The organism is Chryseobacterium jejuense, assembly GCF_017877355.1.
Taxonomy (GTDB): domain Bacteria; phylum Bacteroidota; class Bacteroidia; order Flavobacteriales; family Weeksellaceae; genus Chryseobacterium; species Chryseobacterium jejuense_A.
Genome location: NZ_JAGIPR010000010.1, coordinates 111192 through 131397, shown reverse-complemented (window position 1 = coordinate 131397; position 20206 = coordinate 111192). Strand labels below are relative to the sequence as shown.

Sequence of the window (20206 nt, the reverse complement as noted above, 5' to 3'; positions counted from 1 at the left end):
ATGGACATTTCAAGAAATAAAAACAAAGGATTTAAGTTAATAAATTTACAATTCTTTTAACGAAAACTCTACATATTCTGTTTTTTCAATATTAAAAGGAATCTCAGAAAATTTTCACCATCAATGTGATAAAATATCTCTGGCTACTACTGCTGAAAATGCTTCCACTGATTTTTCATCCAAATGCACCTCATCCAGCCATTGATACTGATTCTCCAATGTATTGTAATTGATGTAGGAAACCTTTGTTTTAGAAGCAACAGCCTTCATACGACTATCAAAATCCGGGAACGCTTTATTTTCTATTGAGTAAGGTTCTTTATTCACAGGCATTCTTACTATAATCACCTTCCCGTGTTTACTAAGAAACTCAATTGTTTTTTCAAGATACAGAATCCTGTTTTCAGATGTTTTCAAACCATCTATTCTTTCCTGAAGCAACCTCATATTTTTTTTGTTGGACATCTTCTGTTTTTCCGGAGCAGTCTTTTTTATAATTTTCAGATAATATCTTCCGTTATCCAAAATAACAGGAACTCCAACTATATTTTTAGGGGGTACTATTTTTTTGTTAAGTTCATGGGTAATGGAAGGTTCATAGCTTTCAAACAAATATTCAATATTTGGGTTTATAGCAACCATTGAAGTCTTTGCAACACTTTTATCATTTTCAATATAAAATTCCGGGCTATCCGGTTTCTTTTTATCTACCATTAAAGCTGTTGGTTCTACGGTAACAATAAAAACACCATCCTTGGTTTCCGGTTTTATTTTTTTCTCAATTGACTCCAGATATTTAGGCCCATAGGGAGAATGTGCCCAAGTAAAGGAATAATTATAGATACGTGTATTTAGAAATTTTTGGTGTAGAATACTGTCAAGAATAACAGGATCCATCACCGCAGCCCTGGAACTCCCCAATATAAAAGAGTTTTGCTGAGGAGAGGTAAATCTTCTATAAAAATCATCCGAATTTTTTGCTAAAAAACAGACAGCATATCCTAATACCAATAAAGGCAGTACAGAAAATAGTATCAATTTTAAAAGTGATCTTTTCATAATTCAAATTATACTTGAGCTTGCTGAATTTTGTCTATAGTTTCTGATAGCATATTAAAACATGGCATATATAAACCCTTTAGGAGCAATATAAAACAGAAAGACCAAAAACACCAGAACATAATAAAAGCCCCATCGCAAAACGATATTTTTTTCTACAAGAATTTCCTTAATAGCATATTCTTTATCCCGATTCCCCCATTCTAACAATAACATAAATAAGGTGACTATTATAATTTCTTTCTGGATTGGGAAATTGGGTAACTGGAAAAATGATAGTGAGAAAATTCCCTGATAATATTTCGTAGCCATTTCCATATCTTTTGAAAAGAAAAGGATCATCAATAAAGCGAAAAGAATAAATGTTACAGGAATGTTCTTCACTTCATCCTTTGTTGGAATGAAGTTGTTAGATGCCTTAATCTTTTTATTCATTTTTCCATTCAGAATCAATGGAATAAACATAACACCACTTACCAATCCATGAACAATATAATGCCATTCGGCGCCATGCCAGAAACCTACCACCAAAAAGTTAATGATAATGGCCATAATCAATCCATACTTATCATAATCCCTGAAGTGAATAGATAGGGGGGTAAAAACATACTCAGTAAGCCACGAGGTTAAAGAAATATGCCACCTTCTCCAGTAGTCGGCAACATTCTGTGCAAACAGCGGATAATTAAAGTTCGGCTGAATTTTAATACCCAGCAGCTTAGAAATCCCAATAGCCATATCTGTATATCCTGAGAAATCTGAATATAACTGGATAAAATACAATACAGCTCCGATAAATAAAGCGCTTCCATTTAAGGTATGATAGGACTCAAATAGCTGAGAAGTAATCCCTGCAATATTATCTGCTACCACCAATTTTTTGAAAAGACCCCATAAAATCTGCTTTAATCCGTCTGTAAATTGAGATGAAGAAAATTCTCTTTTTATTTTCAGGTTTTTCAAAAACGGTGTGGCTCTGTCAATAGGTCCGGCAATGATACATGGAAAAAAGGCAATAAAAACGGCATAATCCAGCAAAGATGGAATTTCCTTCAATTTATTATTCCTGATATCCAATAAATAGCTTATCATTCTGAACGAATAGAAACTGATTCCTATCGGGAAAATAATCTTCAGCAATCCTAATTGATCCTTCACTCCAAAAAGATGCAGGAAATCATTAAAATTCTCAATGAAGAAATTAAAATACTTAAAATACAGAAGCTGAATCAGGACAATAAAAACACCCGATCTTAGCCACAACACCTTAGATTTCTCCTTTTGAGCAGATTTTATTTTATTCCCAATAAAATAAGTAACCCCTGTAGTAACAACCAGCAATGATAAAAATTCCCAACTCCAGCTGCAGTAAAAAACATAGCTTCCTATGAGCAGAATTATATTTTGAATCTTCGAGGTTTTTCCGCAGAGATAATATATAAAATAGAGCGCAATAAAGAAAAATATAAAACTGTATGAATTAAGCAGCATCCAATCTATCTTATTTTGAAGTTATAGAGTCTATCATTTCTCCTACATCATTCCAGCTTCTGATTTCCGATGAAGTAAAACGTATTCCAAAGGCTTTTTCCACAGCTACAATTAACTGAATATGAGAAAGCGAATCCCATTCTTCAACATCTTCCGCTGTGGTTTCAGGAGTCAGTACAATTTCATCATTATCCAGTTCTTCACGAAAGATACCAGTCAGTTTACTTAGAATTTCATCTTTATTCATAATGTTTCAATATGTTTATAATTTGTTATTAATATATACGTTTTTATATTTGTAATCATCTACGGCTAATATCCATCTATCATTCTGCATGGTAAACCCAAGCCTTTCATAGTGATCTGCAACCATTTGATTTTTAGCTGTAGGAATATATTCTCCTACCACATATTTGTATCCGTTATTTCTGGCGGCTTCTACAATGGTATTCAGGGTAAAATCTTCCATTCCTCTTTTCAGGACACGGCAGCTCATCAGCCATGTATCAATGAAGAGTGTTTCAGTATCTTTTCTTTCCATAACAATAACGCAGATAAGCCCATTATCACCATATTTATCTTCTAATGTAAAGGACATTGTAAAGTGATTTTCGGAGTTTATTAAATGGTCTACATCCTGCTCTGTATATCGTATTGTTCTCAGATTAAATTGATTCGAACGCTGCGTTAGCTGAGAAACTCTTGGTTTTGAAAAATTGTTGAAAGGCTGCACATCAGAGACCATATTCATGCTTTCAAGAAAATCTTCCACATTGGTGAAACTTTCCAAAGCAATGGTACGCTGTGCTTCTACCTGATATTGTTTTGTTCTTTCAGTATCATTCTCTGAAAAACTGGCAGTCTCAAAAAGATTTAAACTGTATAAATATTCCAGATATTCGGCTGGATCTTCTGGAAGCTCAGGTACACAGACTTCCGGAAGATTTTCTCTCACAAGGTTTCTTTCAAACGGATTATCATCCAGGAAAACCATTGAATCAAATCCTATATTTAAAATCTGCTGGATTTTTCTGATATTATCTGCTTTATTCTCCCAATTAGCTACAAATACCGCTATATCGTCCAACTTAAGAACCATATCCGGATGTTTTTCAAAGGGTTCTTTTGCTTTATCTTCATCATTCTTACTACAAACAGCCAGAATAATCCCTCTTTTTTGAAGTGCTTTTACCCAATATTGAAACTCTGTAAATGCTTTTCCAATTCCCAGGCTTCCGATTTGTATTTTTTCAAGACCATCATCACCAATAATTCCACCCCAGGTTGTATTATCAAGATCCAAAATAAGGCATTTCTTAAATTTTCCTTCCAAAGAAGAGATAATACTTACCATATGATGAGCAATAACAGGAAGCACATCTAGAGAAAGAACCATTTCCGTATTGATATAGATATTGGGAGAAAACATAAAATCCCGACCCCATTTATTTTGAATGGAAAGTAGATCAGCAATAAAAAAATCATCATTCTTAATGGCTAATTCTGCTGAAAGAAGATAGTTTAATTTATTTTGCTGAAAAACAAAAGAAGATTCTACTTTACTGGAGAAATTTCCAAAAACCTGGTTATTAATTCCCGGAAAATTACAATAAATTACTCTGCTTTTTATCCTGCTTTGGATAGTACGATAAAGTTCATCAATATAACTGATCTTATTTTCAGCAAAAACAGACTCCGAATTATACGATTTATAGTACTGACCCAGCAATTTGTGAGAGGATTCAAAAATAATAGTATAATCTGCATTAAATTCGTAGTATTCTGAAGAAGGATCCAGAATCTGGCGGGATATCTGTCCGAAATCGGCTTCAAAGATTTCAAGATTAATCCCTTCAGAAATAGCAGTTCCTTTTAAAGCAACATTCAAAAACTGAGTGGCGGTATCCCCTAGTAAGGCGACTTTTACATTCTTTAATCCCTTAGAATCTTTACGAAGTTCTTTTTTAAGCTCCGAAAATGTTTTATACATAAATATTCTTTTTTGTTAAAACATCAATGGATACTCTTCCGGTGCTGGCAGCACTGTTTTATTATTTTTTTTGCAGATGGATTGCAATACCAGATTTTCATCTGGAATATAGATATCGGGAACTTTTCTCATTTCCATAATTGTGTTGCTTTGTTACAAAAATAAAGATTTTTATCTGATCTTCAACCTTTTCAGATAATCTCTTAATGGCTTTTCAATAAATTGATAAAACAGAATACAGGTTATAATAAGAACTACGATATAAATTCCAAATACAATATCAATGGAAAAATTATAATTGCCCCACTTTAACACCTCCCTCAGGATATAAAGAACAGGGATATGGGTAATATAAACAGCATAGCTTGCTTCCCCTAAATATTCCAGAGGTTTCAATGAAAATATCCTCGTTAGTGCCCCATTATTTTTGGATATCAAAATAATAAGAGGGATAAAGAGGATTGCCATCAGTCCATTATGGTAGAACAGCGGAACAAAAATTAAGGACAATAATAAGAGTCCGAAAATAATAACTACCGGTACATCATAATTCTTCTGACCTGAGTTTTTCACGAAATATAATCCTGCAAGATTTCCCATCAGAAATTCATTGATATGCATCAGTGGAAAATAATACAGAAGCTCGTGGCTCTCCGTATGTGGCCCTTTATAATAAGATGAACCTGAATAAAGGTTGCAAAATACCTGTGTTATGATCCAAATAATAACTGTTACTACCCAAATACTTTTATTTCCTTTAGAATAAAAATGATTATACAACAAAGGAAACAACAGGTAAAAAAGAAACTCTACAGAAATAGACCAACCTGGAAAATTCAGAATCATTGCCTCACCCGGAATCCAGCTCTGGAACCCAAACAAATATAAAAATCCTTTATAGATACTGAAGCTGGAATATCTTGTCACCAAATACAGCAGAAGCCCCAGTACATACAAGGGATAAATCCTCGCAAACCGATTTTTATAATAATCAAAATATTCAATCTTATCTTTTTTGTGGTAAGCCACAATCATAATAAAACCTGAAAGAATGAAAAAGTAACTTACTCCTACATTGGCGTTCAGGAATATATTTGAAATATAATCGATTTTATATAAAAACAGATCTTTATTGAAATGGGAAATGACAATAGCCATAGCCGCAAGAAATCTGGTAAATGTAATCTGACTTATCTTCATAAAAACCGTCTAAACAGCTGTATCATAAATTTATAAACACATTTTTATCCAGAAATCTTATCTATAGGATTCATAGTATTTCTTATCAAATCATTTAACAAAAGGGGATTCTATCTTTTAATAAAAATAGCCCTGCCTGGAATTATTTGACAAAAACACCAATGTATTTTCCTTCGTACTCTACTATGGTAGTTTCAATATTATTTTTTTCACAAAAATCCTGATATGAAGAATTATCACCAATATCATCACTGATGAAAACACCTCCTTTTTTCAAATGATTGTAAAGCTCCCCATACGCCCACGTCCTTCCATTATAGCTCTTATCAGAATCATAGTGAAGAACATCAAATGCAGCATTTTCAGCAAAGATCTTGGGCAATGACTCCCTGTCTGCAAAGCGGAATAACTTCCAATTACCTCTAAGATTTTCAGGAACCACATATCCTACATACTGATCTCCATCCTGAGCCAGATAAGGCATATCTGAACTGTATAGCGTTCCGTTTCTTTTTACCAATGATAAAAGGGAAGCCAATGAAGACCATCCGTAGGCAACTCCTGTTTCCACAACATGCTGAGCATTCGCAAACTCACATGCATAGTAAATCAATTCCAAAGCGCCAGGGCCACCCATTTTCACAGGACATTCCTTTTCTTTCTGAGCTGCATTAGCTAAAATTTCCTGATAATCTTTACGAAAAGCATCTATTTCAAGCCCAAAAAGCTTTGAAACTGCTTCTTTCTGTGAGACTGCCCTTTCGGCTGCCCAGGAATTAGTCTTTTCTTTTCCCTTAAAGGCATTACCTCTGTTGACTGTATTTTTAATAATTTTCCGGCCCAATTCCGGATAAAGATCGGGTCTTTTCAGATATCCGATAAATGTTTTGAGAACTCTTGTTATTTCACCCACTGTGTTTTCTTTAATTAAAGCAAAAATAAAGTTTTTTTTTTCATTTATATAAAAACAAATTATATTTGTGTAACGCAAGTGAAAAAAGCATTACCCTATCCCAATTATGAAAAATGCCAGTTTATCATCACGATTTCATTTTTCAATGAACAGTTTTCTTTCAGTTTATTTCCTGAAATATCCGTCAGCAACAACTGATAAAAATACCAGGTCCTTTAGTCATGATGACCATACAGGAGCTAATTGTCAACATTCTTTATAAATCAATATGAAGTTTTCCATACTTATTGCTCATTACAATAATGCCACATTATTCAGAGATTGCTACGATTCTCTACTGAAGCAAACCCATCCCGATTGGGAAGCCGTTATTGTGGATGATGCTTCTTCAGAAGATGAAAAAGAGCTGGTAAAAGCCATCATTGCAGGCGATGAAAGATTTAAGTTTTTTGAAAATGAAAAGAACAGTGGTGTAGGCGTTACAAAAAGCAGATTGATAGACCTGGCTACCGGGGAAATTTGTGGTTTTGTAGATCCTGATGATGCCCTACTTCCCAAAGCTATTGAAAAAGCCATTCAGGTTTTTAAAGACAACAAGAAAGTAGTACTCACCTATTCCCGCTTTATGGGATGTGATAAAGATCTACACCCTATTGCCCCTTTTAAATCCGCAATGCAGGTGAAGAACGGTGATCCTTATTTCTTCAATTATCCCAATCAGATCAATCATTTTGTCACATTCAGAAAGGATGTTTATGAACAGACAGAAAAAATGAATACTGAATTAAGAATTGCAGAGGATCAGGACCTGTATTTAAAAATGTATGAAAAAGGAGATGTTTATTTCATAGATGACACCAATTATCTTTACAGAGCCCATGCAGGAGGTATTTCCCAGAATAATAATAAGGGTAAGTCTTATGACTATTTTGCTCAGGTCGTCTTAGCAACCATGAAAAGAAGAAATCTTACCAGCATCAACGGAAAAAAGATCCCGGAAAAATATACCAATCATCAGGAAATCTTTGCTCTTTTAGAATATCAGCATGGAATTTGGTACAGGATAAAAAAAAATATAGCCATTACTTTACAAAAACTTTTCAGATAATGTCAGAAAACAAGAAAATACAGGTTCTTTTCAGGCACCGCTCTATGGAAATGGGAGGGGTGGAAAAAGTGGTATTAAGCATGCTCAACAATCTGAATCCTGATAAATTTGAATTAACCATATGCCTGAATATGAATCAGGGAGAGCTTCGAAATGAAATCCCGAGCCATGTAAAAAAGGTCTACCTTACTGAAGGCAAAGAGAGTTTTTCCAAAAATCCTTTCATCAATAAACTTCAGCTGGTCCGCAGAAGGCTAAAACTGATGCAAATATTAAAAAATCCAAGAATTGCTGACCGTATCTTAGGAAATAAAAAGTTTGATGTAGAGATTTCCCCCTCTTATGCTACATTCTCCTCTGTAAACAATTCCAGCAATAAATATTCAAAAAAAATAGGCTGGTTTCACTCCGAGATCAATTTACCTGCCTTACAGCCTGCAGTTCCGGAGATCATAGACAACTTTCAAAAGTTTGACCATATGATCTATTGCTCACAAAGGATCAAAGAAATGATGCATCTGTATTATCCGGATTTAAAATATCCTGCAGAAAGTGTAGTCATCAACGCTATCCCTATTGAAGAGATTAAGAAAAAGGCAGAAGAAAAATTAGAAGACTTCCCTCAGGGACCCGTTTTTGTTTCCGTAGGCAGACTTCATCACAGAAAAGGGTATCACAAACTTATTGATGCTCACAAAAGATTGATAGACGAAGGCTTCCATCACAGCATTTTAATCCTTGGAAACGGAGAAGAAATGGAAAATCTGAAAGAACAAATCAATACCAATAACGTTCAGAATACATTTATTTTATGTGGCAATAAAATGAATCCATATCCTTACATTAAAAAGGCAGATTATTTTATTCTTCCTTCCGAATCTGAAGCATGGCCACTTGTAATTGCTGAAGCATTGATTCTTCAAAAACCGATTATTGCAACGGATACCGGCGATGTTGGAATCATGATTAAAGACCGCGAAACAGGATATCTCATCAAATATGAAATTAACGAAATGTATGAAGCCATGAAAAAGTTCCTTTCTGATCCGGAATTAATCTCCAACATCAGAAAGAACCTTCTTACCATCGAAGATCAGTTTGATAATCAAAAAATATTCAATGCCGTTGAGCAGATCCTTGAGAATCTTTATCAACAAAAACAAGGTGAATGATGATTATTTAATTATCATCACTCATCTTCAAAATTTTCCAGCCCAATAATACTCATCAGATCGGAAACCGTTTCCATATTTTTAAACTGATCCGGATCAAGCTGTTGATTAAAGTTTTCATCTACAAAAGCAATGACGGAGAGTAAACTTATGGAATCATAGTTTTCCAGCTCCTTTAGCTTAGTATCCCGGTTCAGCATTTGTTTTTCTTCTAGTTCTTCTTGCAGCTTTTCTAAAAAGACGGAAGTTTTCATATATTTTAAATTTTGTGATTTGAAAATTAAAAGTCTATTATAGTGGCTCCCCAGGAATACCCTACTCCAAAACCAGCCAATAAAATCTTATTTCCTCTTTTCAACAGGCCTTTATCCAGCATATTTTTCAGAGCAATTGGAATGGTTGCAGAAACAGTATTTCCCGTTGTCTCCATATCAATGTAGAATTTTTCGGTGGGGATCTTCGTTTTTCGTCTCAAATAATTCAGCATAAAAGAATTAGCCTGATGAAAAACGAAATAATCAATATCATCCATGGTAAGCCCGTTTTTATCCATAGTTTCTTTAATCAATCCCGGGATCTTTTCTATGGTAAAATTAAAAATCTCAGGTCCGTTCATATAAAGATTCTCAGGATCGAATTCATGATTTGGGTTTACTATAAAATCTGTCCTGAAACCTCCTTTTTTTACAATTAGATTTTCAGCTCCACTGCCATCAGTTCCCAAACAAAACTGATAATTGCCTACATGGGTATCTTTCTCAATAATTACCGAAGCGGAGGCATCTCCGAACAGGCAACGGTTGCCTTTATCTTTTGGATGAATATGTTTGGTATAGGTTTCTGCAGTAATTAACAAAATACTGTTAGCAATTCCTGAGGCAATTAACCCTTTAGCAAAAGCCAATCCATACACAAACCCGGAACACCCCAAATTGAAATCTGTTGCTCCAATATTTTTTTTCAGCCCAAGCTTATCCTGTAAAATACAGGCAGTGGTTGGAAGGAAATAATCTGGACTTTGGGTACAGAAAAGAATAAAGTCTATTTTACTTCTATCATAGTTCTCAAAAACCTTTTCTGATGATTGTATAGCCAGATCCAGCACCGTTTCATTTTCTGCAGAAATATGACGCTGCACGATCCCTACTTTTTCCCGGATTCTTTCGGAACTCCATTCTGGGAACTCCTTTTCCAAATCCATATTAGTAAGAACCAATTCAGGCAAATAATATTCTATTTTAGAAATTCTTATCATATAAATTCTTTTCTTTGTATGAGAAAAACAAATTTAGAATAATGATATTTATATATCGTATCATATTAAAAATTCATACCACTTATCAGTACCTTATCAAGAGAATTTATCTCAAAATTTGTATTGCTAAAGGATTAAAGGTAGGAAAAAATGTTCGTTTTGTAGAAGTTCCCGAATTAGGGACAGAACCTTTTTTAATTGAAATAGGTGACGAAACAACACTTTCTAATAATGTTAGATTCATTAATCATGACGGCGGTTATAATGCCTTACATTTTTTCGAAAAATATAAGGATGTAAGAGCTTTCGGGCGCATAAAAATTGGAAAACAGTGCTTTATTGGCGCAGATACCATCATCATGCTAGGATCAGAAATAGGTGATAACTGTGTATTGGGAGCAGGTTCCATTTTAACTTCCTCTATGCCGAACGGAACGGTTTATGCAGGAGTTCCTGCAAAATTTATTTGCACTATTGAAGAATATGGAGACAAAGCATTAAAAAACAATGTCATGTATCCAAGAGAGCTCGAAGCAGACAGACCTAAACTTGAAGCTTATGTAAGTGACCACCTTCCTCATACTTATAAACCTATAAAAAAATAAATGTCTGAAAAAAAGAAAATTCTCATTAGAATCGGTTCCCTTCGCCATGGTGGTGCAGAAAAAGTTCTAGTCAACTTTCTTAAAAACCTTCCCAAAGATAAATATGAAGTTGACCTTTTGATTAACCTCTATACAGGAATGTACATCCAGGAAGTTCCGTCTTGGGTAAAATTGCATTATCTCTTGAAAGGGGAAATGATTACCACCAACAGACCTCATGAAATTCCGGTAAAGGCATTCAGGGTATTGTATCAGAAAATGTTCCTGATGTTCCCTTCCCTTCTCTATACATTTATACTAAAGAATAAAAAATACGATGTAGAAATAGCGGCTATCCATGGGATGTACAAAGAAGTATTATCCAGCCCGCAAAAGGATTCCAAAAAGATTGTATGGGTCCAGAATGACATCTTTAATCTGAAAGAATATACACCTGACGTAATCAGACAGTTTTTTAAATTTGACAGAATCCTGGTCATTTCCAACAAACTTAAAGAGGAAATGCAGAAGCTGGCTCATAATGAAAAAGAAAAACAGGCTGTTATTAAGATATTTAACCCCATTGATTCTCAGGATACTCTCCAGAAAGCTGAAGTGGAAATTAATGACTACCCTTTTTCCAATGATCTTCCAACTTTTGTAACCATAGGTACAGTATACCCTCAAAAAGGATATGACAGGCTTTTGGATGTTCATAAAAAATTAATGGATGAAGGATTGAAACACCAGATTATCATTATTGGTGATGGATTTGACTTTGAAAATATCCAGGCAAAACTTAATCAATTGGGACTTCAGGAGACGGTAAAAATGCTTGGCTTCAGAAGTAACCCTTATCCCTATCTTAAAAAATCGGATTTTTATGTAATGTCATCCCGACATGAAGGATTCCCCACCATTATTGCAGAGGCTCTTATCCTGAATAAACCTGTAGTTTCCACAGATGTTTCGGGAATCAAAGACCTGCTTCAGGATGGAAAACTAGGTCTCATTACTCCTAATTCTGAGGACGGAATTTATGAAGGAATGAAACAGTTCTTAACTAACAGTGAGCTTTCCAAACAATATGAAAGGGAAATAGCTCATACAGATCTTCCGTTTGTGCTTGAAAAATCAGTGGCACATCTTCAGGAAATCATTGATAATGTATAAAATATTTCGTTATGCCAGAGTATACAGCCATACAGAAAGATTTTTACAGGGAAAGTGGTAAATGGCTTTCCACCTTTGGGATTTGGAAAAAGTGTATTAATCCTAATCTTCATTACCTCTATATCCTCAGAAAAGCTCAGAAACATCAGAAAAAATCTGTTTCCGGCTTATTCTGGAGATTTGTTTTAAGGCATTACCAGATCAAGTACGGATTCCAGATTTATCCTGAAACACAAATCGGAGAGGGTTTGTATTTAGGGCATTGGGGCGCACTTGTTATCAACCCTAAAGCGAAAATCGGTAAAAACTGTAATATTGCCCAGGGCGTCACGATCGGACAGCAGAACAGAGGAAAAAATGAAGGCTATCCTGTTATTGGTAACGAAGTCTGGATAGGTCCAAATGCCGTTATTGTCGGCAATGTGAGCATAGGCAACAATGTTTTGATTGCACCCAATGCGTACGTAAATTTTGATGTTCCTGAAAATTCTATGGTTATGGGAAATCCCGGCAAGATTTATGCGGCAGAAAATGCCACCCAAGGATATATCAATAATAAGATATTTTAATTCGCTTCAAGATTCTTTTTATTAATATAATAGGCTACCAGCAAATTGGGAAGCCAGCATAGCCATGCTACGGCAAGATAGGAGTTATGAGGATCATGGGTAATACTTTGCAGCAAAGGATACCAAAATCTTAATGTTACTGCGGCAAAGGTACATGCATAGCTGTAAACCATACACTCTCTGTGTTTCATCACGTTGCCTTTTCGGATCTGAACAACTCCTGCAAGCGTAGTCATGAGCCATACCAATCCCAAAAAAATAAATCCGACAGAGGATATCATTCCTCCATTGGCATATATTCCCATATAGATCCCAGAAACAGAACTTATCAATACAGAGACAACATAGGATTTCCCAATTATCCTGTGAAGGTGCAGATGCTTATTTCGAAACTTGCTGCCAAACTGACGCCAGCCAATGAAAAGAGAGATTCCTCCAAAAATAATATGGGCAAAAAATGCAAATTTCCAGATTTGGCTTTGGAGAATTTCCAGAGATTTGGATCCCAGAAAAGTATTTTTAGGTTCAACAAAAGCATAAATTAAAGGATAGGCACCAATCAGCAATGCTAAAATACAGATGATAATAAATAAGAGTTTCCTCATGACCATTGATTTTTTCTGCAAAATTGGACATAAATAAAGGTTCAATTGTTCCAAAATGAAAGATGAAACCTATATTACATCACTCATTATGTGATACTTACTATTCCAGAGTGAGATTTTGGCTTTTTAGAAACTCTCTGGGAGAACAATTCATGTATTTCTTAAAATTTCGGTTAAAAGATGTCTTTGAGTTGAAACCACTTTCAAAGGCTAGTGACAAAATCGTGTATTTTTGATTTTCAGGAAGGCATGCTATTCTTTTAAATTCCTCAATTCGGTGACGGTTGATATAGTCATAAAAGTTTTTGTTCTCCACTGAATTAATTACCTGGGATAATATATTGGGGTGAACATCCAGCAATTGCGCCACATAATTAAGGTTAAGGTCAGGATCTTTATACAGTTTTTCTTGCGCCATTTGCGCTATCAGTTTTTCATAAACATTCTGTATAATGGTATCTCCAGGAGAGTTTTTTTTATACTTTACCAACTCTTTTTCATCGGATCTTTCAGCAGCAGGTAAATCCAAAATACCAACACGGCTGATTCCAAAATAAGCCGCTACCAGAATAAACAGAACCACCATTGAAAAAATAAGAATATCATTTCTTATGATAACGGCCATCCATATCAGCGCAATTCCCGTAATAAGGTAGTATGACCAATTCAGGTTAATTTTTTCGGTATTGGAATATTGATTGGAAATTAGTTTCTTATATTTCCTTACTGCAAGAAGGCTTAAGCTGACATAAACTACTCCAGAAAAATTCATTAAAACTTTAATAGCATCGCTCAATCCTTCATATCCTTTTCCTTTATTCTGATAAACCTTCATTCTATCATCAGGAGACAGCATCAAGAATTGAAGCAAAATCAGATAAATTATCAGAACAGGAACCCAATTCAATAGCCACGCCTTTTTACCTGGATTCCTGCCCGTTACAGATAAAATATACAAATACAGCATAGGCCCATGCATAAAGGGCAAAAGCAGTTCGTATCCGAGGAGGTAGGGGTATTTTAAATAACTTTCTGAACGTAATAATATGAAAAAAACAAGATGAACACCGATTATCAAAAACCAGATGGCCAAAAGAAAATCCTGTGTCTTCTTTTTCTTCTTTCCCAAAATGAGTAAAGATGAAAAACAGGCGATAAAAATCCCTGCCCAATACAATATTTCCAGATCAAAATCTGCCATTAAAACTATAGGGTTAAAATCAAAGTTTGAATTTATTCATTTTTCTACAGTAAATGACTATTTATTTTCAATAGGTATATCCAGTTTCGTTTAAAAATCTAAAAAATTAAAATATTTTAATCTTCAGATTTTATTTTATGATTTATACTTTGTAATTTTATCTTAGTTTTTAAACGTTTGGATTATGGAAGAACCCTTATTCACGGTAAGGCAAAGTATATCGGAATATTAGACATGATTTTAAGCATATTTTAATATTAAACTTTGTTAAAAGTGGATAGTTTTTCTGCAAAAAGTATATTTTTGCATAATTATTGATTCGGTCTATTGATTTCGAAAATAATTTAAACGAAATAAATAATTATAAGCCTTTTAAAATTTAAAATTATGTCACAATCGTACGAAGTTATTTTTGAGAACAATAAGAAATGGGTAGAATCTAAGGTTTCAGATGATCCAAACTTCTTCAAAGAGCTGGCAAAAACTCAACACCCTGATTATCTTTATATAGGATGTTCAGACAGTAGAGCTACAGCGGAAGAACTGATGGGCGCAAAACCCGGAGAAGTTTTTGTTCACAGAAACATCGCTAATGTTGTAAATACTTTAGATATGAGCTCTACTGCAGTTATTCAATATGCTGTAGAACATCTTAAGGTAAAACATATTATCGTATGTGGACATTACAACTGTGGTGGTGTAAAAGCTGCGATGACTCCTCAGGATTTAGGATTATTGAATCCTTGGTTGAGAAATATTCGTGATGTTTACAGATTACACCAGGCAGAACTTGATTCTATCGAAGATGAAGATAAACGTTATGACAGATTGGTTGAACTGAATGTTCAGGAACAATGTATCAACGTCATCAAAATGGCCTGCGTACAGGAAAGGTATATTTTAGAAGAACAACCTGTTGTACACGGCTGGGTATTTGACCTTAGAACGGGTAAAATTATTGATCTTGAGATTGATTTTGAGAAAACCTTAAAAGACATCCAAAAGATCTACAACCTTACCAGCTCTGATTGGGTAATGAGCAAAAAAACTAAATAGTTTTTCTAAAGAAGAATGTAAAATGAAATTCTGGAGTATTATTGTATTAACGTTTTTTCTGAATTTTACAGCGCTACCAAGCATTGCTGCGGTAGCGGGCTGGGACATTCTTAGAACGAATATAATAGTAAATGAAGAAGAACCACATTCTCACCCCTCTTCTTTTATTGTTTACGAAAAGACGCTTCCAAAACCTTTAGATGTTTTCGACTATCTGAAGTTTTCTGAGCCTGCACCTCAGTCTATGTCTTTTGTACTGGTAGATGATTCCTTTCATCTATCTCCTTTACTTAGTATATTTTCTCCGCCTCCGGAAGCTTAATTTTAAAGTAGTAGTTAGATTTTTATAGTTATTCATGCCCTTTCAGGTAGTGGATAAGCTGTTTATGCTTTAAAATTAATTTTCCAATCTTTTATAATTGATTATTTAAGAATAAATCAATCGGTTATAATATTTTCAAAAATATCATGAAAAAAACATCATTATTAGGAGGAATCAAGGAGAATTTCCCTTCCGGACTCGTTGTATTCTTAGTAGCACTTCCATTGTGCTTAGGAATCGCTTTAGCATCTGGAGCACCACCATTATCCGGGGTGATTTCCGGAATTGTAGGTGGTCTTGTTGTAGGATTTCTTAGTAATTCAAACATATCGGTTTCCGGGCCTGCGGCAGGTCTTACCGCTATTGTACTTACCGCAATTACCGATCTTGGAGCTTTTGAACTGTTCTTATGTGCCGGAATCATTGCCGGTTTAATTCAATTGATCTTAGGCTTTGTGAGAGCTGGTAGTATTTCCAATTATTTTCCCAATAACGTTATTGAAGGAATGCTTGCAGCCATCGGTATCATTATTATTTTAAAACAAATTCCTCACGCACTGGGATTTGATAAGGATTATGAAGGAAACCAATCTTTGTTCAGCAATGGACTGAATTTCAATTATTTTACAGAACTATTTGGAGCTATTCATCCTGGAGCTATTCTTGTAACACTAGTATCTGTAGGAATTCTTATTGCATGGGATAAATTTCCGGCCCTTAAAAGAATGAAAATGCTTCCTGGAGCTTTAGTAGCAGTAGTTGCCGGAATATTGTTAAATGAATTATTCAAATTATCAGGCAGCTCTTTAGCTATTGGTACAGAACACTTAGTATCATTACCTGTCCCGAAATCACTGGATGATTTTAAGAATCTGATTACCATGCCGGATTTTGGAGGTTTTACCAATCCTAAAGTATGGATCGTGGGAGCAACTATTGCCATTGTAGCTTCTATTGAAACATTACTTTGTATTGAAGCTTCGGACAGATTAGATAAGCAAAGAAGAATTACAGATACCAATCTTGAGCTTAAAGCACAGGGAATAGGAAACTTAATCAGTTCATTTATCGGTGGACTTCCAATGACTTCCGTAGTAGTGAGAAGTTCTGCCAATGCCAACGCAGGAGCTACTTCTAAATCATCCGCAATGATCCACGGTGTTCTTCTATTGGTGTGTGTACTTACCATTCCTTTTATTCTGAACCTGATCCCACTGGCAACTCTTGCTGCTGTTTTGATCCTTGTAGGTTATAAACTGGCAAAGCCTGCAACCTTCAAACATTTCTGGCATCTTGGAAAATTCCAGTTTGTACCATTTGTGGCAACAGTTGTAGCTGTTGTAGCAACAGACCTGTTAAAAGGGGTTGGAATTGGTCTTGCAATCTCTGTATTCTATATCCTTCAGGGAAATATGAAAAGAGCTTATTATCTGAGCAGAGAAAAGCTGAATGATGCAGATGGCATCAAGATCAAACTGGCTGAAGAAGTTTCATTCTTAAATAAAGCAGCCATCAAAAAAACATTGAAAAACATTAAATCTAACTCTAATGTAATTATTGACGCAAGAGAAACTTCATATATCGCGACAGATGTACTGGAAATGATCCAGGATTTTGCTAACATCCGCGCAAAAGAAGAAGATATCAATGTAGAACTTCTAGGCTTTAAAACTTCATACAAAGATTATGAAAGAAGCGAAGATTCTCACATTTTGATTACTCACAAAAGAGCTATGTAAGCTCAAACCTATTTTATTTTAAACTTAACAATTCAACAAACAACTAAAATTATATGAAAGCACATACATACGAAACTCAGTCTACCATTACTCCTGAAAAAGCATTAGAATTTTTAAAGGAAGGAAACCTAAGGTTCGTTAATAATCTTAAAGCCAACAGGGATCTTCTGGAGCAGGTAAATGCAACCCGTGAAGGACAGTGGCCTTTTGCAGTAGTTTTGAGCTGTATAGACAGCCGTACTTCTGCAGAATTGATTTTCGACCAGGGATTGGGTGACGTTTTCAGTATCAGAATTGCTGGTAATTTTGTAAATCAGGACATTTTAGGTTCTATGGAATTTGGCTGTAATGTGGCAGGTTCTAAACTGATCGTGGTCTTAGGACACACTAAATGTGGAGCTCTGAAAGGAGGTCTTGATGCAGCACAGATTGAAGGTATGGGTATGGACAACCTAAACCACCTAATCAATCATTTTAACCCAATTATCAATGACATCATTGAAGAAAATGAAGAACGTTCATCAAAAAACAGTTCTCTTTTAGAAAGACTTAATCACCAGAATGTAAAAAGTGCTATAGAAGACATCCGTAAACAAAGCTCAACACTTAAAAGGCTTGAAGAAGAAGGAAAAATTAAGATTGTTGGTGCTAACTACGATGTTGAAACAGGCGCAGTAAGCTGGTTATAGAATAATCAAGAGTCTCAAGCTACTTATTAAAAAAGTATATAACATAGCTCAGATAAATTGATTGGAAATTAATTTAAATGCATAGCAGAAGGCCATCGGAAATCCGATGGCCTTTATTTATTCTTATAAAAACTGAAACAGAAAAATGATGAACTACTTCCCGTTAAATCCGGACATTGTATTGTTGATTCCTGCAAAAACAAAGGAAAGACCGGCTTTTGAAAAAGTATCGATTCTTTCTGTAAGCTTTTCTGTTTCTTCTTCATTCCATGTTCCTAATACATAATCCACCTGGCGCCCTGCAGAAAAATCTGCTGAAATTCCAAAGCGAAGTCTTGCGTAGTTCTGAGTCTGTAAAACTTCATTGATATTCTTAAGCCCATTGTGACCTGCATCCGAACCTTTACCTTTCAGTCTCAGAGTTCCGAAAGGCAGTGCCAGATCATCTGTTACAATCAGTACATTTTCCAAAGGGATATTTTCTTTCTGCATCCAATATCTCACAGCATTACCGGATAAATTCATATAGGTATCCGGTTTAAGAACAAAAACTTTTCTGCCCTTATACTTCCCTTCTGCCATCCAGCCGAAGTTAGCAGTATTAAATGATACTTCTAGTTTTTCAGCTATTTTTTCAGCAACTTTAAAGCCTATATTATGTCGTGTATTTTCATATTCCGAGCCTTTGTTTCCCAGCCCAACGATTAAATATTTCATCAGAAATTTTTTGCAAAATTAAGAGATAAAAAATAAAAAACTCAACCTTAGGAAGATTGAGTTTAAATATTGTTGAAAACTTTTCTATTGTGGTTTATAAATATAGTTTACACCATAGCCTTTTGTCATGTAAGTCTGTAGATCATATACATAATTTGTACTCATAACAATAGGTTGTGGAATATTTGCCGTAAGATCTGTTACTGACCATCTCTTAGGGCTATTTGGAGATAGAATTAAACTCTCTTTAATACTATTTTCAGTAGCTAATAATCGTGAGATTTTATATACCTGTGGCAATAGAGTAAACGGGCTGATCTGCTGATCGTAAGCATAATACTCATAGCCATATTTTTTTGTAGGAGCACCATACACAATTGGGTTATTGGATGTTACCGGTCCAGAAACATTAAGTACTTTGGACACATTATCCCCCACATAAGTAAACTCTGATTTTGAATATTCTGCATAATTAATAGGACCTCCCATAGTTTCCGTTCCTTTTATTGTAGTAATAGACTCCAATTTTGAAGTACCGGCATTATACGTTAAGGTATGGATGTATTTTTCTGAAGCGAATAAGGTTTGAGGTCCAGGTTTAGTGGAAGGTGGAACCGGAGGTGGTCTTCTGAAAACCGAACGGGTTTCAGAAATTGACTGCAGTCGGCTGTTATTTCCATAATTAAACTGTCTATCATAAGATATACTGTCTTTATCCAGTTTTCCGTTCCCATTAAGATCAAGAAAACCTCTGAAGTTGATTTGACTGATTCTGTCTCCGCTGTACATAATATCAGTAATAGAAGCACTGTCTGTGATAACTCTGTTCACAAGTAATCCGCTGTATTGATATTCTGCCAGAGTAGTTTTATCCGTAATTTCTTTATATAAAGCTCTTGGGCCACTCAGTCCGCCTGTATTATTCAGATCCAAAAGAGGATTCCCGTCTTCATCCAATAAATCTTTGCAGGAATGTATTGAAGAAAAGCCTGCAATTAATAAGATAAAATAGAAAATTTGTTTCATTTCCTGGTAATTGATTATTTTTTCACAAATATAATTTTTTTTTGCATAAAAATTATATAATTATTTATATTCTGATAAGATTAACAATAATAGTTCATCTATAAATTTTAATAGATAAACTTCAGATTCTGAGGCCTGTCATCACAATTGGATGTGGATTTCGATATTCTCGTATTGTATGAAGTGAAGCCAGCAAACCAAACGGAACAATACCGGCAATCACATTAAGAAAATAGTTTTTTACCATATATTTTTAATTTGTTCAAATATAATTCAATTTTGTACAACACAGAGTATTTCAATCAACAAATTCACAAAGAATAGAACCAATAAATAA

21 protein-coding genes are annotated in these 20206 nt (G+C 34.7%); 9 read left to right on the top strand and 12 right to left on the bottom strand.

Features of this window, described 5'->3' with window-relative positions:
• Positions 1-120: 120 nt before the first annotated feature.
• From J2772_RS18805 to J2772_RS18780, 6 genes are all read right to left on the bottom strand, one after another.
• Positions 121-1059, bottom strand: a complete 939-nt coding sequence (locus tag J2772_RS18805) for a hypothetical protein (RefSeq protein WP_209919422.1) — start codon at positions 1057-1059, stop codon at positions 121-123.
• Positions 1060-1113: 54 nt separating this feature from the next.
• Complete coding sequence (locus J2772_RS18800; RefSeq protein ID WP_209919420.1) at positions 1114-2550, bottom strand: MBOAT family O-acyltransferase; 1437 nt, start codon at positions 2548-2550, stop codon at positions 1114-1116.
• Between the two features lie 10 nt (positions 2551-2560).
• On the bottom strand, positions 2561-2797 hold the full coding sequence (locus J2772_RS18795; RefSeq protein WP_045491434.1) for an acyl carrier protein: 237 nt from the start codon (positions 2795-2797) through the stop codon (positions 2561-2563).
• Positions 2798-2812: 15 nt separating this feature from the next.
• A complete protein-coding gene (locus J2772_RS18790; RefSeq protein WP_209919418.1) occupies positions 2813-4540 on the bottom strand; it encodes an HAD-IIIC family phosphatase in 1728 nt (575 codons plus the stop codon).
• A 171-nt stretch (positions 4541-4711) separates the two neighbouring features.
• On the bottom strand, positions 4712-5740 hold the full coding sequence (locus tag J2772_RS18785; protein ID WP_209919417.1) for an acyltransferase family protein: 1029 nt from the start codon (positions 5738-5740) through the stop codon (positions 4712-4714).
• Between the two features lie 142 nt (positions 5741-5882).
• Positions 5883-6653, bottom strand: coding sequence for a class I SAM-dependent methyltransferase (locus J2772_RS18780; protein WP_209919415.1), 771 nt, complete (start codon positions 6651-6653; stop codon positions 5883-5885).
• A 268-nt stretch (positions 6654-6921) separates the two neighbouring features.
• Here J2772_RS18780 and J2772_RS18775 point away from each other — a divergent pair, with 268 nt between their 5' ends.
• Both J2772_RS18775 and J2772_RS18770 read left to right on the top strand, forming a co-directional pair.
• On the top strand, positions 6922-7761 hold the full coding sequence (locus tag J2772_RS18775) for a glycosyltransferase family 2 protein (RefSeq protein ID WP_209919413.1): 840 nt from the start codon (positions 6922-6924) through the stop codon (positions 7759-7761).
• Positions 7761-8933 (top strand): glycosyltransferase, encoded by a 1173-nt coding sequence (locus tag J2772_RS18770; RefSeq protein ID WP_209919411.1) that lies wholly within the window; start codon positions 7761-7763, stop codon positions 8931-8933. The genes J2772_RS18775 and J2772_RS18770 overlap by 1 nt, the downstream gene beginning before the upstream one ends.
• Positions 8934-8950: 17 nt before the next feature.
• On the opposite strand, the gene J2772_RS18765 is transcribed toward J2772_RS18770, so the two are convergent.
• Together J2772_RS18765 and J2772_RS18760 are read right to left on the bottom strand one after the other, a co-directional pair.
• A complete protein-coding gene (locus J2772_RS18765; RefSeq protein WP_209919408.1) occupies positions 8951-9187 on the bottom strand; it encodes a phosphopantetheine-binding protein in 237 nt (78 codons plus the stop codon).
• A gap of 26 nt (positions 9188-9213) precedes the next feature.
• Positions 9214-10188 carry a 3-oxoacyl-ACP synthase III family protein gene (locus tag J2772_RS18760; protein ID WP_209919407.1) on the bottom strand — a complete coding sequence of 325 codons (975 nt, stop codon included), beginning with the start codon at positions 10186-10188 and terminating at the stop codon, positions 9214-9216.
• A gap of 41 nt (positions 10189-10229) precedes the next feature.
• Here J2772_RS18760 and J2772_RS18755 point away from each other — a divergent pair, with 41 nt between their 5' ends.
• From J2772_RS18755 to J2772_RS18745, 3 genes are read left to right on the top strand one after another with little or no spacing between them, the layout of a single operon-like run.
• Complete coding sequence (locus tag J2772_RS18755) at positions 10230-10793, top strand: acyltransferase (RefSeq protein ID WP_209919405.1); 564 nt, start codon at positions 10230-10232, stop codon at positions 10791-10793.
• A complete protein-coding gene (locus J2772_RS18750) occupies positions 10794-11945 on the top strand; it encodes a glycosyltransferase (RefSeq protein WP_209919403.1) in 1152 nt (383 codons plus the stop codon).
• Positions 11946-11956: 11 nt separating this feature from the next.
• Positions 11957-12514: a serine acetyltransferase gene (locus J2772_RS18745; RefSeq protein WP_209919401.1), complete on the top strand. Its 558-nt coding sequence runs from the start codon at positions 11957-11959 to the stop codon at positions 12512-12514.
• On the opposite strand, the gene J2772_RS18740 is transcribed toward J2772_RS18745, so the two are convergent.
• Together J2772_RS18740 and J2772_RS18735 are read right to left on the bottom strand one after the other, a co-directional pair.
• Positions 12511-13119, bottom strand: coding sequence for a DUF2306 domain-containing protein (locus J2772_RS18740; protein WP_209919399.1), 609 nt, complete (start codon positions 13117-13119; stop codon positions 12511-12513). The two genes, J2772_RS18745 and J2772_RS18740, sit on opposite strands and share 4 nt — an antisense overlap.
• A gap of 100 nt (positions 13120-13219) precedes the next feature.
• On the bottom strand, positions 13220-14320 hold the full coding sequence (locus J2772_RS18735) for a helix-turn-helix domain-containing protein (RefSeq protein ID WP_209919397.1): 1101 nt from the start codon (positions 14318-14320) through the stop codon (positions 13220-13222).
• 387 nt (positions 14321-14707) lie between these two features.
• Between J2772_RS18735 and J2772_RS18730 the strand changes: the two genes are divergently transcribed.
• The 4 genes from J2772_RS18730 (at position 14708) to J2772_RS18715 (ending at position 18126) form a co-directional block, all read left to right on the top strand.
• Positions 14708-15376: a carbonic anhydrase gene (locus J2772_RS18730; RefSeq protein WP_209919396.1), complete on the top strand. Its 669-nt coding sequence runs from the start codon at positions 14708-14710 to the stop codon at positions 15374-15376.
• Between the two features lie 22 nt (positions 15377-15398).
• Positions 15399-15698: a hypothetical protein gene (locus J2772_RS18725; RefSeq protein ID WP_045491478.1), complete on the top strand. Its 300-nt coding sequence runs from the start codon at positions 15399-15401 to the stop codon at positions 15696-15698.
• Between the two features lie 146 nt (positions 15699-15844).
• Complete coding sequence (locus J2772_RS18720) at positions 15845-17437, top strand: SulP family inorganic anion transporter (protein ID WP_209919394.1); 1593 nt, start codon at positions 15845-15847, stop codon at positions 17435-17437.
• A gap of 53 nt (positions 17438-17490) precedes the next feature.
• Complete coding sequence (locus J2772_RS18715; protein WP_209919392.1) at positions 17491-18126, top strand: carbonic anhydrase family protein; 636 nt, start codon at positions 17491-17493, stop codon at positions 18124-18126.
• 153 nt (positions 18127-18279) lie between these two features.
• On the opposite strand, the gene pth is transcribed toward J2772_RS18715, so the two are convergent.
• Positions 18280-18843, bottom strand: coding sequence for an aminoacyl-tRNA hydrolase (pth, locus tag J2772_RS18710; RefSeq protein ID WP_209919390.1), 564 nt, complete (start codon positions 18841-18843; stop codon positions 18280-18282).
• 84 nt (positions 18844-18927) lie between these two features.
• On the bottom strand, positions 18928-19869 hold the full coding sequence (locus J2772_RS18705; RefSeq protein WP_209919388.1) for a hypothetical protein: 942 nt from the start codon (positions 19867-19869) through the stop codon (positions 18928-18930).
• Positions 19870-20206: the final 337 nt, after the last annotated feature.

Coding starts and splice junctions, on each gene's coding strand:
- J2772_RS18725 (WP_045491478.1), top strand. CDS start 15,399: ATGAAATTCTGGAGTATTATTGTATTAACGTTTTTTCTGAATTTTACA.
- J2772_RS18795 (WP_045491434.1), bottom strand. CDS start 2,797: ATGAATAAAGATGAAATTCTAAGTAAACTGACTGGTATCTTTCGTGAA.
- J2772_RS18730 (WP_209919396.1), top strand. CDS start 14,708: ATGTCACAATCGTACGAAGTTATTTTTGAGAACAATAAGAAATGGGTA.
- J2772_RS18720 (WP_209919394.1), top strand. CDS start 15,845: ATGAAAAAAACATCATTATTAGGAGGAATCAAGGAGAATTTCCCTTCC.
- J2772_RS18705 (WP_209919388.1), bottom strand. CDS start 19,869: ATGAAACAAATTTTCTATTTTATCTTATTAATTGCAGGCTTTTCTTCA.
- J2772_RS18745 (WP_209919401.1), top strand. CDS start 11,957: ATGCCAGAGTATACAGCCATACAGAAAGATTTTTACAGGGAAAGTGGT.
- J2772_RS18765 (WP_209919408.1), bottom strand. CDS start 9,187: ATGAAAACTTCCGTCTTTTTAGAAAAGCTGCAAGAAGAACTAGAAGAA.
- J2772_RS18770 (WP_209919411.1), top strand. CDS start 7,761: ATGTCAGAAAACAAGAAAATACAGGTTCTTTTCAGGCACCGCTCTATG.
- J2772_RS18775 (WP_209919413.1), top strand. CDS start 6,922: ATGAAGTTTTCCATACTTATTGCTCATTACAATAATGCCACATTATTC.
- J2772_RS18740 (WP_209919399.1), bottom strand. CDS start 13,119: ATGAGGAAACTCTTATTTATTATCATCTGTATTTTAGCATTGCTGATT.
- J2772_RS18750 (WP_209919403.1), top strand. CDS start 10,794: ATGTCTGAAAAAAAGAAAATTCTCATTAGAATCGGTTCCCTTCGCCAT.
- J2772_RS18735 (WP_209919397.1), bottom strand. CDS start 14,320: ATGGCAGATTTTGATCTGGAAATATTGTATTGGGCAGGGATTTTTATC.
- J2772_RS18755 (WP_209919405.1), top strand. CDS start 10,230: ATGATATTTATATATCGTATCATATTAAAAATTCATACCACTTATCAG.
- J2772_RS18785 (WP_209919417.1), bottom strand. CDS start 5,740: ATGAAGATAAGTCAGATTACATTTACCAGATTTCTTGCGGCTATGGCT.
- J2772_RS18805 (WP_209919422.1), bottom strand. CDS start 1,059: ATGAAAAGATCACTTTTAAAATTGATACTATTTTCTGTACTGCCTTTA.
- J2772_RS18760 (WP_209919407.1), bottom strand. CDS start 10,188: ATGATAAGAATTTCTAAAATAGAATATTATTTGCCTGAATTGGTTCTT.
- J2772_RS18715 (WP_209919392.1), top strand. CDS start 17,491: ATGAAAGCACATACATACGAAACTCAGTCTACCATTACTCCTGAAAAA.
- J2772_RS18790 (WP_209919418.1), bottom strand. CDS start 4,540: ATGTATAAAACATTTTCGGAGCTTAAAAAAGAACTTCGTAAAGATTCT.
- pth (WP_209919390.1), bottom strand. CDS start 18,843: ATGAAATATTTAATCGTTGGGCTGGGAAACAAAGGCTCGGAATATGAA.
- J2772_RS18800 (WP_209919420.1), bottom strand. CDS start 2,550: ATGCTGCTTAATTCATACAGTTTTATATTTTTCTTTATTGCGCTCTAT.